The 13,759-nt window shown below is 70.9% G+C and carries 11 protein-coding genes; 7 read left to right on the top strand and 4 right to left on the bottom strand.

From position 1 onward, the window contains the following. Positions 1 to 4: 4 nt before the first annotated feature. Together AC3CBB_RS11680 and AC3CBB_RS11675 are read right to left on the bottom strand one after the other, a co-directional pair. Positions 5 to 991, bottom strand: a complete 987-nt coding sequence (locus AC3CBB_RS11680) for a CU044_5270 family protein (RefSeq protein WP_488624697.1) — start codon at positions 989 to 991, stop codon at positions 5 to 7. A gap of 19 nt (positions 992 to 1,010) precedes the next feature. Further along, on the bottom strand, positions 1,011 to 1,565 hold the full coding sequence (locus AC3CBB_RS11675; protein ID WP_488624696.1) for an RNA polymerase sigma factor: 555 nt from the start codon (positions 1,563 to 1,565) through the stop codon (positions 1,011 to 1,013). 183 nt (positions 1,566 to 1,748) lie between these two features. Here AC3CBB_RS11675 and AC3CBB_RS11670 point away from each other — a divergent pair, with 183 nt between their 5' ends. From AC3CBB_RS11670 to AC3CBB_RS11655, 4 genes are all read left to right on the top strand, one after another. Beyond that, on the top strand, positions 1,749 to 3,170 hold the full coding sequence (locus AC3CBB_RS11670; protein ID WP_488624695.1) for a reverse transcriptase family protein: 1,422 nt from the start codon (positions 1,749 to 1,751) through the stop codon (positions 3,168 to 3,170). A 56-nt stretch (positions 3,171 to 3,226) separates the two neighbouring features. After that, on the top strand, positions 3,227 to 3,826 hold the full coding sequence (locus tag AC3CBB_RS11665; RefSeq protein ID WP_123505477.1) for a TetR/AcrR family transcriptional regulator: 600 nt from the start codon (positions 3,227 to 3,229) through the stop codon (positions 3,824 to 3,826). Between the two features lie 116 nt (positions 3,827 to 3,942). Then, positions 3,943 to 5,370, top strand: coding sequence for a gamma-aminobutyraldehyde dehydrogenase (locus AC3CBB_RS11660; protein WP_488624694.1), 1,428 nt, complete (start codon positions 3,943 to 3,945; stop codon positions 5,368 to 5,370). Between the two features lie 123 nt (positions 5,371 to 5,493). Further along, positions 5,494 to 7,737 carry a transglycosylase domain-containing protein gene (locus AC3CBB_RS11655; protein WP_488624693.1) on the top strand — a complete coding sequence of 748 codons (2,244 nt, stop codon included), beginning with the start codon at positions 5,494 to 5,496 and terminating at the stop codon, positions 7,735 to 7,737. A 6-nt stretch (positions 7,738 to 7,743) separates the two neighbouring features. Here the strand turns inward: AC3CBB_RS11655 and yczR are convergent, their stop codons facing one another. After that, positions 7,744 to 9,177, bottom strand: a complete 1,434-nt coding sequence (yczR, locus tag AC3CBB_RS11650; protein ID WP_488624692.1) for a MocR-like transcription factor YczR — start codon at positions 9,175 to 9,177, stop codon at positions 7,744 to 7,746. 60 nt (positions 9,178 to 9,237) lie between these two features. Between yczR and AC3CBB_RS11645 the strand changes: the two genes are divergently transcribed. Then, positions 9,238 to 9,396 carry a hypothetical protein gene (locus AC3CBB_RS11645; RefSeq protein ID WP_488624691.1) on the top strand — a complete coding sequence of 53 codons (159 nt, stop codon included), beginning with the start codon at positions 9,238 to 9,240 and terminating at the stop codon, positions 9,394 to 9,396. Here AC3CBB_RS11645 and AC3CBB_RS11640 read toward each other — a convergent pair. Then, entirely contained in the window at positions 9,378 to 10,364 is a 987-nt protein-coding gene (locus AC3CBB_RS11640; RefSeq protein ID WP_123505469.1) for an AraC family transcriptional regulator, read from the bottom strand. The two genes, AC3CBB_RS11645 and AC3CBB_RS11640, sit on opposite strands and share 19 nt — an antisense overlap. Positions 10,365 to 10,539: 175 nt before the next feature. Between AC3CBB_RS11640 and AC3CBB_RS11635 the strand changes: the two genes are divergently transcribed. Both AC3CBB_RS11635 and AC3CBB_RS11630 read left to right on the top strand, forming a co-directional pair. Continuing rightward, on the top strand, positions 10,540 to 11,178 hold the full coding sequence (locus AC3CBB_RS11635; protein ID WP_233579907.1) for a YflT domain-containing protein: 639 nt from the start codon (positions 10,540 to 10,542) through the stop codon (positions 11,176 to 11,178). Between the two features lie 103 nt (positions 11,179 to 11,281). Beyond that, a complete protein-coding gene (locus AC3CBB_RS11630; RefSeq protein ID WP_488624690.1) occupies positions 11,282 to 13,756 on the top strand; it encodes an ATP-dependent Clp protease ATP-binding subunit in 2,475 nt (824 codons plus the stop codon). The last annotated feature ends 3 nt before the right edge of the window (positions 13,757 to 13,759 follow it).

Genomic DNA, 13,759 nt, shown 5'->3' with positions numbered 1-13,759 from the left:
CCAATCAGGGTGCGGTGTCGGCGACCGACGTCGTCACGGCGGTGGAGTCCCAGACCGTCCCAGCGGGCAGGGGGCCGTACGCTTGCGCCTCGATGACACGCGAACCGATCAGCTGGCCGGTCGCCGGGTCGATGATGATCTCCTGGTGCTCGCCCCCGCGGTTGGGCTCGGAGCGCCCGATCGCGATGCCGGTGCGGCCATCGACGGTGGCGGCGTCATCGGTCACCTCGACTCCCGGGAGCAGTGCGAGCATGCCGTAGATCGCCGAGCGGAGCTTCGCGGTCGCGGTCCCGCTCGTCAGCACCTCGGTCGCACGCACCATGGTGTCCTCCTCGCGGCTGGCGGATCCGCCGGTGTAGTGCGAGTCGAAGTAGGCCAGGAGCGCGTGAGGCTCGGTGGGCATCGCGTCGAGTCCCTGGACCGACCACGGGGTGCCGTAGAACTCCCCGTCTCTGGCGTGCCACGTGCCCTCGGGATAGGGCGTTCCGTTCTTGTCGTACTCGGCCTTCGCGGCGGCGGCATGGGCCGCGGGCAGGAACGTGGTCGGAGCCTCGGTCTTCCTGACCAGGACCCAGTCGGATGCAGGGTCGGCGGGGATGTAGAGAGTGCGGGTCTCCATGATCTGGACGCCGTACTTCGCCGGGCCGTCGTCGGTGACGCCGTACTGGCCGACGCTCGTCTCGACGGTGACGACCTTGACGAACTGGCCCGGCTTCACGACGGGGTCGCTCTCGCCGATGGCGGTGACGGCCGCGTGATGCAGCACCCCGGCCGCCTCGGCCGAGGCGCCGTGGCCTGCCGTCCCCGGAACGCTGACGCCGAGCACGTTGGCTGCCACCAGGACGGCCGACAGGACGAGCACGGCACCGGCCGTCGCCGCTCCCGCGCGGCGGACGCGGCGCCGGGTGCGGGTGACGTCGATGACGGTGGAGCGGATGGGACGGAGCGCCTCGTCGAGTGCGGCGCCGTCGGGCGGTGCGATGGAGATCATGATGGACCTTTCAGAAGCGTCAGTCGGCGCGCAGGGCGCGGAGTCGGGAGCGGGTGCGCTGGATGCGCTTGCGGGCGGAGGCCGCGGTCAGGCCGAGCAGCATCGAGGCGTCCTCGTAGCTGCGGCCCTCGATCAGGCACAGCTGGCAGAGCCGGCGGTCTATCTCCGAGAGGGCCGCGATCTCGTCGCGAACCCAGGTCAGCTCCTCAGCGGCGGCCTCCTGGTCGATCCGGCGGTGCCAGGTCGGGTCGCCGACAGACGCCTCGGCGAGCTCGTCCGTGCGGAGCCGGCGTCGCTGTCGGTTCAGGTTGAGCGACACGTTGCGGCACGTGGTCAGCAGCCACGGAACGACGGAGCTGTCGACGATCCTGATCGTGGCGCGGCGCCGCCAGGCCACGAGAAACGTCTCTTGAACGAGGTCGTCGGCGTCGGACCGGACGTCGGCGAGTCCCCAGGCGTACCGGTAGACGGTGCGCGAGTGTCGGTCGAACAACGTCGCGAACGCCTGCTCGTCGCCCCGCTGGGCCAGCCGGACGAGCTCATGCTCGTCGGTGTCGTCTCGTGGTCTCTTCACGGTCACCTCCACTCATGAGGTGTCTGGGGAGAGCCCAGTGTGACATCGGGCGGCGGCGGGTTGCGGCTGGCCGGGGCACGGCTTAGCGTGAGGCTCGTGCGGCGACCACCGGACGAGGCGGACCGCGTTCGATGAGCGCGGTTCTCTCCGGGGCTACCCCGGGGGACGAGGATTGACCACGACATGACACCGCGAGAGGCGAAGCGCGCTTCGCGCACCCTGCCTCCCGCACCGGCCGATGAGTCGTCCGGCGGTCGCCTGCACGCCCGCGGCGGGCAGCCCTCCGGGGCCTCGCCGTACGAGGTGGCCGTGGTGCTGGCCGATGCCTTCGCCGCCGCACCCGGCTGGGACGTCCGCAGTCTGTCAGCGGCAGGCACCGAAGCGTTCGGGTCGGGCCGGCGCTTCGTGCCGCTGGCGGTCCTGGGCGTCCTGCAGGCGCTGCCCCGGCCGCTCCTCGACTCGCCGCGCACGACGGCACGGCTCATCGTGGCCCTGCCCGGCTTCGTCGAGGCCGTGCGGCGCAGCGCCGAACGCGCGCCGGTCGTCGTGCTCTCGCGCGAGGTCGTCCCCGTCGCCGCTGTCGGGCCCGGCCCGCGCGTCGACACGGTCGCCGACCTCGCGCGCCTCCTCGGCGTGACGGTCGGCCGCCTGGAGTGGTTCGCCGACACGAAGGGGTGGAACCGACGCGCTCCCGCGGGCCCCCTCCACCACTACCGCTACGAGTGGGTCAGCCGCCCCGGGCGCACGCCGCGGCTGCTCGAGGTGCCGCTCGGCCTCCTGAAGACCGTGCAGCGCACCGTGCTCGACGAGCTGCTGGCGCCGATGCCGCTGCACGACGCGGCGCACGGCTTCGTCCCGGGCAGGAGCGCCGTCACGGGCGCGGAACTCCACACCGGGCGCGAGGTCGTGCTCGCCCTCGATCTGGTCTCGTTCTTCGCCGCAGTCAGCGCCCGCCAGGTGTACGGGCTGTTCCGCCGGGCCGGCCTCGCTGAACCTGTCGCGCATCTCCTGGCCGGCGTCTGCACGCACGCTGTCCCCGTGCGTGTGCTCTCAGCGATGCCCGACGGAGGCTCCTCGACCGAGCGGTTCGAGCTGCGGCGCGCGCTCGCGGCGCCGCACCTGCCGCAGGGCGCGCCGTCGTCTCCCGCGCTCGCGAACCTGAGCCTCGCCGGCCTCGACCGGAGGCTCGACGGCTGGGCGCGTGCGGCGGAGGCCGTGTACACCCGGTACGCCGACGACCTGTCGTTCTCGGGCGACGGGGAGCTGGGCGGGCGAGTTCCTGCGTTCCTCCGGGGTGTCGAGCGGATCGTCGCCGACGAGGGGCACACGGTCAACGCGAGGAAGACGCGCGTGCGGCGGGCCGGGGTGCGCCAGACCGTGACCGGCATCGTGGTGAACCAGACGACCTCGCCGGGGAGGACGGAGCACGACCGGCTGAAAGCCATCGTGCACAACTGCGTGCGGCACGGACCTGCGTCGCAGAACCGCGACGGGCACCCGGCGTTCCGCGAGCACCTGCTCGGGCGGATCGCCTGGGTCGAGCAGCTGCATCCGGCCCGGGGAGCACGGCTGCGGGCCGAGTTCGATCTCATCCGCTGGGACTGAGCACCTCGCCCGCTTGGGGGACTGTCGAAAACGGCCGGGTCGCTTAGCCTGTCAGGATGACATCCAGCGTTCTCACCGAGACTCGCAAGGCGATCGACGACGCGGCGCGCGACATCGCTCTCTCGACCGGTCTCTCGACGATCACGCTCCGACGCCTCTGCGCGGTCACCGGCCTGACCCCGGGTGTCGTGGCTGCCGAGGAGCCGTCGATGCACGCCCTCGTCGCCCGGACCTTCTCGGACGTGGCCCGCGCCGACTTCGTGGGCATCACCACGGCAATGGCCGCCGAGGCGACCCCTCTCTCGGCCCTCCGGGTTCTGGTCTCGGCCGTGCTCGTGACCGACGACAGCCTCGACAAGACGATCTGGGCCGACGCCTGGAGCGTGGGGCGCCACAGCGAGTTCGTGGCGACGGCACTCCGCGAGCGGCTGCACGAGTGGCAGGACACCCTGGTCGCCCTCCTGATCGCGGGCACCGCGTCAGGCGACTTCTCGGTCACCAACCCGGGGCTGGCCGCCCGCCAGTTCTTCGCCCTGATCGACAGCACCACCGTCTACGGGCTGGTGGGCTACCTCGACGAGCACGAGCGCGTCGAGCTGTTCACCCGCTCGCTCGAGGTGAGCATCGGCCTCGCCGCCGGCACGCTCGCCCCCTAGAGCTTCCTGAAATTCAAGGAGATTCTCGCCAGCCGCAACGGCCTCAGTGCGATCCGGCGCTGCGCGTGCCGAAAAGTCCTTGAATTTCTCGGGCGGGGCATCGATAGGGTCGGCCCATGGCCACCCTCCGCAACTTCATCGACGGCGAGTACGTCGACGCCACGGGCACCGACTCGTTCGCCCTGATCGACCCGGCGACCGAAGACACCTACGGCATCTCGCCGGTGTCCGACCGCGAGACCGTCGACCGTGCCTACCGCGCCGCCGCGACCGCGTTCGAGACCTGGGGCGAGACGACCCCGGCCGAGCGGCAGCTGGCGCTCTTTCGCATCGCCGACGCGATCGAGGCGCGGGCCGAGGAGTTCGCCGACGCCGAGTCGACCGACACCGGCAAGCCGCGCGCGAGCCTGGTGGCCGACGAGATCCTGCTGTCGGTCGACCAGATCCGCTTCTTCGCCGGCGAGGCCCGCCACCTCCAGGGCATGAGCGCGGGCGAGTACATGCCCGACCACACGTCGTTCATCCGCCGCGAGCCGATCGGCGTCGTCGGCCAGGTCACGCCCTGGAACTACCCGCTCAACATGGCGGTGTGGAAGTTCGCCCCGGCGCTCGCCGCGGGCAACACCACCGTGCTGAAGCCGAGCGACACCACGCCGCTCTCGACGCTGCTGCTCGCCGAGGTCGCCGCGGAGTTCCTGCCCCCGGGCGTTCTCAACGTCATCACCGGCGACCGCTCGACGGGCGCGGCGATGATCGAGCACCGCACCCCGCAGCTCGTGTCGATCACCGGCTCGGTCCGGGCGGGCATGGCGGTGGCGCGCTCGGCGGCCGACGACCTGAAGCGCGTGCACCTCGAGCTCGGCGGCAAGGCGCCGGTGATCGTGTTCGACGACGCCGACGTGGCCCTGGCGGTCGAGGGGATCGTGTCGGCGGGGTTCTTCAACGCCGGCCAGGACTGCACGGCCGCGACGCGAGTGCTCGTGCAGGCGGGCATCGCCGACGAGTTCACGCAGGAACTCGCAGCCCGCACCCGGAGCCACGCCCACGTCGGCGCCCCGGCCGACCCGGGGGCCGCCTTCGGTCCCGTGAACAACGCCGCCCAGCTCGCCCAGGTGCAGGGGTTCCTGTCGCGCCTGCCGGACCACGCCGTCGTCGAGGCCGGGGGCCACCGTCAGGGCGACGTCGGGTTCTTCCACGAGGCGACGGTGGTCTCGGGGCTCCTCCAGGGCGACGAGGCCGTGCAGCAGGAGATCTTCGGGCCCGTCATCACCGTGCAGCGCTTCGCCGACGAGGCCGAGGCACTGAGGCTCGCCAACGGCGTCGAGTACGGCCTCGCCTCGAGCGTCTGGACCCGCGACCACGCTCGGGCCCTGCGCTGCGCCAAGCGGCTCGACTTCGGCTGCGTGTGGATCAACACGCACATCCCGATCGTCGCCGAGATGCCGCACGGCGGCTTCAAGCACTCGGGATACGGGAAAGACCTGTCGTCGTACGGCTTCGAGGACTACACGCGCATCAAGCACGTGATGTCGTACATCGGCTGAGCCGGTCGTTGCCGGCGCCATCAGGGAGAGGGAGCAGAGCCCAGGGTCCGCCTTGAGGACGATTTCACAACGAATAGCTCAGCCCTCTTCGCGGAATCGCCGTACCCCGTTTACCGTTGACGCGTGACCCAACGTTCCGCCCCCCGAATCATCGGCGCCCTCTTCGGCTTCATCGGCCTGTCCGTGGTGGCCGGCATGCTCGCCGCCATGCTGTTCGTGCCGACCCTCGCGGTGGCCGGCGAGGGCGTGGTCACCGCCGCCGACACGTTCAACGCGCTCCCGAGCTACCTGAAGATCACGCAGCCGGCTCAGGCGTCGTCGATCTACGCCAAGAAGGGGGGCAAAGACGTCAAGCTGGCCTCGTTCTACGTGCAGAACCGCACCGACGTGGCGCTCGACGAGATGTCGCCGTGGGTCGCGCGGGCCACGATCTCGACCGAAGACCCCCGCTTCCGCACCGAGGGCGCGATCGACCTGCAGGGCACCGTCCGCGGCGCGCTCGCGACGACCCTCGGCCACGACGTGCAGGGAGGCTCGTCGATCACCCAGCAGTACGTCAAGAACGTGCTCGTGCAGCGCTGCGCGCAGGAGTACGACGGCTCGACGAAGGAGGACAAGGCGAAGGCATCCAAGTGCTACGACACTGTCACCGCCCAGTCCGCGGCGCGCAAGCTGAAGGAGCTCCGCTACGCGATCGGCGTGCAGAAGAAGTACTCCAAAGACGACATCCTCCGCAGCTACCTCAACATCGTCGGCTTCGGCGGCACCGTCTACGGCATCCAGGCCGCCGCGGAGTACTACTTCGGCGTCCCTGCCAAGGCCCTGACGCTCGCCCAGGCGGCGACGCTCGCCGCCATGATCAACAACCCCTCCAACCTGCGGATCGACCAGCCGGCGAACAAGGCCAACGGCAAGGCGAACCACTACGCCGCGACGCTCGAGCGCCGCAACTACGTGATCCACCGCATGGAGATCGAGGGGTTCGTCACGCAGGCGCAGTACGCGAAGGCGATCAAGCAGCCCGTCACCCCGCACATCACGCAGCAGTCGAACGGCTGTGCGACGGCCGCGAAGTACGACGCCGGCTACTTCTGCAAGTACGTCGAGCTGTCGCTCCTCGATGACACCGCGTTCGGCAAGACGGCCGACAAGCGCATCGAGACCCTGACCGAGGGCGGCCTGGCTATCCACACCACGCTCAACCTCGACCTGCAGGCGCAGGCTCAGACCGCGGTCAGCGCATACATGCCCACGAGCGTCCCCGGTCTCAACGTCGGCGCCTCGAACGTGTCGGTCGAGCCGGGCACGGGTCGCATCATCACGATGGTGCAGAACACGACGTTCAATGAGACATCGACCGGTGGAGCCGGCACGACCAGCGTCAACTACAACACCGACCACGACCGGGGCGGCTCGCAGGGCTTCCAGACGGGCTCGTCGTTCAAGGCCTTCACGCTCGCCGCCTGGCTCGAGGCGGGCCACACGCTCAACGAGACCGTGACGACCTCCGAGCACGACTTCACCGGAAGCGAGTTCACGAACAGCTGCTACGGCATCAGCAACGATCCGTGGCCCGTGGCGAACGCCGAGGCGGTGCCGGGCTCGATGTCGGTCATGCTCGCGACCGAGGAGTCCATCAACACCGCCTACGCGCAGATGGGCAAGAAGCTCGACCTCTGCTCGATCCAGAACGCCGCCTTCGGCATGGGGATCCACCCGGCCGATCCCGACGCGAACCCGTTCATCTCGGTGCCGTCGATGATCCTGGGCACGAACTACGTCGCCCCCCTCGCGATGGCCACCGCGTACGCCGGCATCGCCAACAACGGCGTCGTCTGCTCCCCTGTCGCCATCATGAGCATCACCGGCGCCGACGGCAAGAAGATCGCGGCCACACCGACCAAGTGCACTCAGGGAATGTCGGAAGACGTCGCGCACGGCGTCCAGTACGCCCTTCAGACCGTCCTCACTCCGGGCGGTACCGCCGCGTCGGCCAACCCCGGCGACGGCGTCCCGATCATCGCCAAGACGGGCACCACCGACGGCGCCGTCCAGAACTGGCTCGTCACCTCGACGTCGAAGATCGCGCAGGCCACCTGGGTCGGCAACATCTCGGGCGGGGCGAATTTCTATCACACGTACATCAACGGGCAGTACGGCTACGGCCTGAAGTTCTCGATGGACAAGCAGATAATCCACGACCTCAACGTCGCCTACCCCGGCGCGACGGGCTTCACGGCCCCGCCGCAGTCCGAGATCGGCTACGTGCAGAAGGCGCCGGCGAAGTCCGACCCGTCGGGTGACGCGAAGAACGACAAGGGTGCGGACAAGGCGCCGACGCCGTCGACGGACAAGGGCAAGAACTAGCCCGACTCAGACGACGAACGCCGTCTCGTGGGCGGCGCTCCGCCAGCGCGAGCCCGGACCGAGCGTCGACCACACCTCGGCGAGGCGCGAGATGCCCTCTTCGAGCGCTGCGGTGGAGTCGGTGATCGGGATTCGGAGGTTGCGCTCGAACGCGCCGTCGATGCCGAACCGCGAGCCCGCAGTCACGGTGACGCCCCGGGAGCGGGCCGCGAGCGACAGGGCGGAGCTGAGGGGGGCGCCGAGGCCGATCCACAGGGCCAGACCTCCGTTGACCGTCGGCACCTCCCACTCCGGCAGGAGCTCGCTGAGCAGGCGCACCGCGGTGTCGCGCCCGGCACCGAGCTCGATGCGCCGGGCCTCGCGGATGCGCGGCAGGTGCGCCATGGCCTCCACCGCGACGAGCTGGTCGAGAACCCCGTTGCCCATGTCGCCGGCGGGCCGGGCGAGGGCGAAGCGCTCGATGAGGTGGCGTTCCGCACGGATCCAGCCGATGCGCAGGCCGCTCCAGATCAGCTTGCTCATCGAGCCGACGGTGATGACCGTGGCGCCGTGCGACGGCAGCGCGGCGAACGGGGTGGTGGTGAACGGCCGGTCGATGTCGAGGTCGGCGGGGGTCTCGTCGACGAGCAGCGGGGTTCCGGTGCGCGCCGCGGTGGTGAGCAGGAGCTCGCGGTCGTCGTCGCGGAGGCTCGCGCCGGTCGGGTTGTGGAAGTCGGGAATCAGGTAGGCGAGGGCAGGACGCGCATCGCGGAGGGTCTCGGCGAGGCCAGGCGCGTCGGTGCCGCCGAGGGGGAGCGGGCTGGCGACGAGCCGCGCGCCGGCTGACAGGAAGGCGTCGAGGGCGTGCGGGTAGCTCGGCGTCTCGACCACGACGCGGTCGGCCCGGCCGAGGAGCGTCCGGGCGATGAGCGCGATGGCGTGCTGGGCGCCGAGCGTCACGAGGATGTTGTCGGCGGTGGTGGGGGCGCCCTTGGCGGTGTACTGGTCGGCGATGGCCTGGCGGAGTTCCTGCGCCCCGAGAAAATCGATGCCGCCTCGCGCGACGTGCTCGGGCAGGCGAACGAGGGCCCGGGCGGCGAAGTCGGCCACCTCGGGCCACGCCTGGGGGGTCGCCTTGCTCAGGTCGAGGTCGACGGGGCCTGAGACGTCGGCGGGGCGCGTCGCGTCGGGGAGCTCGAGCACGCTGCCCGAGCCCTGGACGCTCGACAGCACGCCGCGTTCGCGCAGGAGCCGGTACGCCGACACGACGGTGGTGCGGCTGATGCCGAGCGCGCGGGCGATCTCGCGCTCGGCCGGGAGGCGGGTGGACGAGCGGACGCGGCCGTCGATCAGGAGCACGTTCAGCTTCTCGGCGAGCTCGATGTGCGCGACGCCGCCGTGGCGCCATTCGCCGAGAAGGGTCTGGAGCGCGTGGGTTCCGAGGGCGGTCGTCGTGGTCACGGAGCCACTTTACCGGGATTGGTCCTTTCTGCGGCCGCCAAAGCAGGATTGGATCTCGACATGACCTCATTGGACTCGTCAATAATCGCCCTGCTCGTCTTCGCCGGGATTGGCCTCGTCGCCATCGCCTTAGTCGTCGTCGCCGTCGCGCGCGACGGCTACGGGCCGGTGCCCGACCGCGATGGAGGTCGCCGCGCGACTCAGCGCCGCAGCGTCTGAGCCGGGTACTCGCCGAACCGCTTGACGTAGGCCGACGAGAATCGGCCCGAGTGCGCGAAGCCCCAGCGGAGGGCGATCATCGACACGGTGGTCTCGGAGGGGGCCGCGGCCAGCAGCTCGCCGCGCACCCGGTCGAGGCGGACGCCCCGGAGGTACTCGCTCGGCGTCGACTCGAACTGCTGGTGGAAGGCGTGCTGCAGCCCGCGCAGGCTGAGGCCGGCCGCGTCGGCGATCGCCGTGGTCGTGATCGGCTCGGCCGCGTGCTCGTGGACGAACTCCAGGGCCGCGACGAGCCGCGCGTTGCCGGGCGCGACCGCCAGACCTCGCCGCTCGGGGCCCTCGTGCGCGAACGTGTCGAGCAGGGCTCCGGCGAGCAGCCGCTTCGCCTCGGACTGCTGCAGCTCGGTCGAGGGCGTGCCGAGGATGGCGCGCGCGGCCACCTGGACGGCCTCGTTCCACGCCACGAGCGCTGCCGTGTCGGGAATCGCCGTGTGGTCGAAGTGGAGCCGGCTCGGCTCCGCGCCGGCGCGCTCGGCCGCGATCCGCTCGAGGTAGCCCGACTCGAAGTGGATGAGGTTCTGCCGGAAGTCGCTGAGGTGGAACGCGTACCGCCGACCCGTCGGGAACATCGCCGGTCGCCCCCGCGCCATCCGCAGCTCGTCCGCGCCGATGTCCATCAGGCCCTGGCCGGCGGTCAGCCACGACACGATGTACTCGCCCTCGGGCTGCACCGTGCCGCGGATCGATCCGAGAAACCTCGACGACCGCAGGGTCACGTCGTCGTCGCCGTCGATCGTGTAGCGGTACGCGAACGGCAGCTCGGTCTGCTCCGCGTAGAAGCCGGAGCCGTTGTAGTTGCCCGCGTACAGGGCGAAGGCCTCGTCGAGGTCGCGTCCGTGGTGGTCGGCCTTGATCTGGGCGGTATCGGGCGTCTGCTCGGCGTCCGGGCTGTCGTGGTGCTGGCTCATCGATGGGGATGCTCGCACGTGGGTGACGCTTGCGTCATCCCCTGGTGCGGCCGTGTTTTTCCTGGTAATGGGCGAGTGTTAGGCACACCTCCGGCGCTGACCGGGGACTATCCGAAAAACGCCAGGCGACAAGGGCAGAGTGGAGATCCGTCCCTGAATTCACAAGGAGTACTCGATGTCGAACGACAACCCGTCTGGTGCCGGTTCTGCCGGAGACCCCGCTGCCGACCGCCCTCAGGCCGGCCCCGCCCCGCAGTACGGCGAGTACGCGCCTCCGGGTGCTGTCCCGCCGCCCGTCACGACGCAGCCCGCCGCCGACTCCACGGGATCGCAGGCCGAGCAGGCCGGCGGCTTCGGCGCGTTCGCCGGCGGCGGCTACCCGCAGGTCGTCGCGACCTACACGAAGTACGAGGACGCCCAGGCCGCGGTGGACCGCCTGAGCGACGAGGGCTTCCCCGTCGAGAACGTCTCGATCGTCGGCCACGACATCCGCACGGTCGAGAACGTGTCGGGGCGTCTCACCAACGGCAAGGCGGCCGGGCGCGGTGCGCTCAGCGGCGTCTGGTTCGGCCTGTTCCTCGGCTTCCTGTTCGCGATCTTCGCCAATGCGAACCTCGTCGCGGTGCTCCTCACGGCCGTCGTGGCGGGTGCCGTGTGGGGAGCCCTGTTCGGATTCGCCGGGCACGCCATGACCCGCGGCCGCCGCGACTTCTCGTCGATCAAGACCATGGAGGCCGGCCGCTACGAGGTGCTGGTGCGCGGGGAGTTCTCCGCCCGGGCCTCGCAGGTGCTGACTCAGGCCGTCTACAAGTAAGGGTTGAGTCCACCCCGCTCACCTTTGTGGGCGGGGTGGGAATGTCTCGCGTCCTCCTGCGTTGAGTTGAGTCAAAGGCACTCAAGTTTCTCCTGGAGGTTCCATGCCCGACAACGTCGACATCAGCCGACTCCTCAGCCGTCGCACGCACGAGCTCATGGCCGCGGCGCGCGAGATCGCCGTCTCGCGCGGTCACGCGGAGCTCGACGCTCTCCACATCCTTCGGGCCGCGCTCGACCTCCACCCGGCCAGCGACCTCGTCGCCTACGTCGGAGCCGACCGCGAGGCCCTGGCCGCGGCAGTCGACGGCCGCCTCCCCGGCGCGTCCGCCGATGCCCCGCAGCGTCCGGCCCTGACCGCGGCGGCCCAGCGGATCCTGCTGGAGGCCGCTCAGGCGGCACGCGCATTCGGCTCGACCTACGTCGACCCGGAGCACGTCGTCTTCGCGCTCGTCGTCGATCAGGGCTCCGCGCCCGGCCAGCTGCTCGGCGCCGCGGGGATCACTCCCGAGGCCATGCAGCGCTTCGTGCAGTCCGGCGGCCCCGCGCAGGCGGCGGCCGGCGCCGAGCCGGCATCCGAGACGCCGACGCTCGACCAGTACGGCACGGATCTCACCGCGCGAGCTCGCGAGGGCCTCATCGACCCGGTCATCGGCCGCGCCGATGAGATCGAGGCGACCGTCGAGATCCTGCTCCGCCGCACCAAGAACAACCCCGTCCTGATCGGCGAGCCCGGCGTCGGCAAGACCGCCATCGTCGAGGGTCTCGCCCAGCGCATCGTCTCCGGCGACGTGCCTCCGGTGCTCCGCGACAAGCGCGTGGTCGCCCTCGACCTGCCGGGCATGGTGGCGGGCACCCGCTACCGCGGCGACTTCGAGGAGCGCCTCACCAAGGCGATGGACGAGATCACAGCGCACTCCGACGAGCTCATCGTCTTCATCGACGAGCTGCACACCGTCGTCGGCGCCGGTGCCGGAAGCGACGGCGGAATGGACGCCGGCAACATCCTCAAGCCGCGTCTCGCCCGGGGCGACCTCCACGTCGTCGGCGCCACCACGCTGGCCGAGTACCGCCGCGTCGAGAAGGACGCCGCACTCGAGAGGCGCTTCCAGCCCGTCCAGGTGCCCGAGCCCTCGGTGGCCGACGCCACGGCCATCCTCGGCGGGCTCGCCCCGCGCTACGAGGAGCACCACTCGGTGACCTACACGCCCGAGGCCCTCGCGGCCGCAGTGGAGCTCTCGCACCGCTACGTCAGCGACCGCTTCCTCCCCGACAAGGCCATCGACCTGATCGACCAGGCCGGCGCCCGCCGTCGCTTGCGCCTCGGGCTCGTCGTCGACACCGCCGCACTCCAGGCCGAGCTCGCCGAGCTCGAGGCCGAGAAGAACCGCGCGGTGGCGGCCGAGCGGTACGAGGAGGCGTCGGGGCTGCGCGACGCGATGACGGCCGTCGAGGCCCGGCTGGCGGAAGCGTCCGGCGTTCCTGCGCCCGAGGACCTCGCCGCGAACGCCGACGCGGTCATCACCGCCGACGACATCGCCGAGCTCATCTCGCGCGCCACGGGGATCCCCGCCGCGCGCCTCACCGACGGCGACCGCTCACGGCTCGCGCTGCTCGAGACGGAGCTGCACGAGCGCGTCGTCGGTCAGGACGACGCCGTCGCGGTGATCGCCAAGGCCGTCCGGCGCTCGCGCACCGGGCTCGGCGACCAGCGCCGCCCGACCGGCAGCTTCCTCTTCCTCGGCCCGACGGGCGTGGGTAAGACCGAGCTGGGGAAGGCCCTGGCCGCGTCGCTGTTCGGCGACGAGACCGCCATGCTGCGCTTCGACATGTCGGAGTTCGGCGAGCGCCACACCGTCTCGCGCCTCGTCGGCGCCCCTCCCGGCTACGTCGGCTACGAAGAAGCCGGTCAGCTGACGGAGCGCGTGCGCCGCAACCCGTACTCGGTCATCCTGCTCGACGAGATCGAGAAGGCGCACCCCGACGTGTTCAACCTGCTGCTGCAGGTGCTCGACGACGGGCGCCTGACCGACGGACAGGGACGCACGGTCGACTTCCGCAACACGGTGGTCATCATGACGTCGAACCTCGGGTCGGAGTTCTTGGCGTCGCGGAGCGGTGCGATGGGCTTCGTCGGCGGGCCGGCCGACGGCGGCGGTTCTGACAGGCACAGCGGGTTCGGCTCGGACAAGGCGCTGCGCGACCGCGTGATGGGCAAGCTGCGTGAGGCCATGCGACCGGAGTTCCTCAACCGCATCGACGAGATCGTGCTGTTCCGCAAGCTCGAGCGCACGCAGCTCGCAGCGATCGTGTCGCTCATGCTGGCCGAGACCGGCGCCCGGCTCGCCGCGCAGGGCATCCGGTTCGACGCCTCGCCCGAGGCCGTCGACTGGCTGGCCGAGCACGGGTACGAGCCCGAGTACGGCGCTCGCCCGCTGCGCCGGCTGATCCAGCGCGAGGTCGACGACCGGCTCGCGACGCTCATGGTCGACGGGCGCCTCGCCGCCGGGTCGACCGTGCGGCTCGCGGTGGCCGACGGCAGCCTGACGGCCGACGTGCTGGTGGCCGCGGCCGTCTAGCGG

It is taken from the genome of Frondihabitans sp. OV104, assembly GCF_057787745.1.
The sequence above is the reverse complement of the archived record's forward strand: the minus strand, read 5'-3'. Positions and strand labels throughout refer to the sequence as shown.

Coding starts and splice junctions, on each gene's coding strand:
- AC3CBB_RS11680 (WP_488624697.1), bottom strand. CDS start 991: ATGATCTCCATCGCACCGCCCGACGGCGCCGCACTCGACGAGGCGCTC.
- AC3CBB_RS11670 (WP_488624695.1), top strand. CDS start 1,749: ATGACACCGCGAGAGGCGAAGCGCGCTTCGCGCACCCTGCCTCCCGCA.
- AC3CBB_RS11665 (WP_123505477.1), top strand. CDS start 3,227: ATGACATCCAGCGTTCTCACCGAGACTCGCAAGGCGATCGACGACGCG.
- AC3CBB_RS11660 (WP_488624694.1), top strand. CDS start 3,943: ATGGCCACCCTCCGCAACTTCATCGACGGCGAGTACGTCGACGCCACG.
- AC3CBB_RS11645 (WP_488624691.1), top strand. CDS start 9,238: ATGACCTCATTGGACTCGTCAATAATCGCCCTGCTCGTCTTCGCCGGG.
- AC3CBB_RS11640 (WP_123505469.1), bottom strand. CDS start 10,364: ATGAGCCAGCACCACGACAGCCCGGACGCCGAGCAGACGCCCGATACC.
- AC3CBB_RS11635 (WP_233579907.1), top strand. CDS start 10,540: ATGTCGAACGACAACCCGTCTGGTGCCGGTTCTGCCGGAGACCCCGCT.
- AC3CBB_RS11630 (WP_488624690.1), top strand. CDS start 11,282: ATGCCCGACAACGTCGACATCAGCCGACTCCTCAGCCGTCGCACGCAC.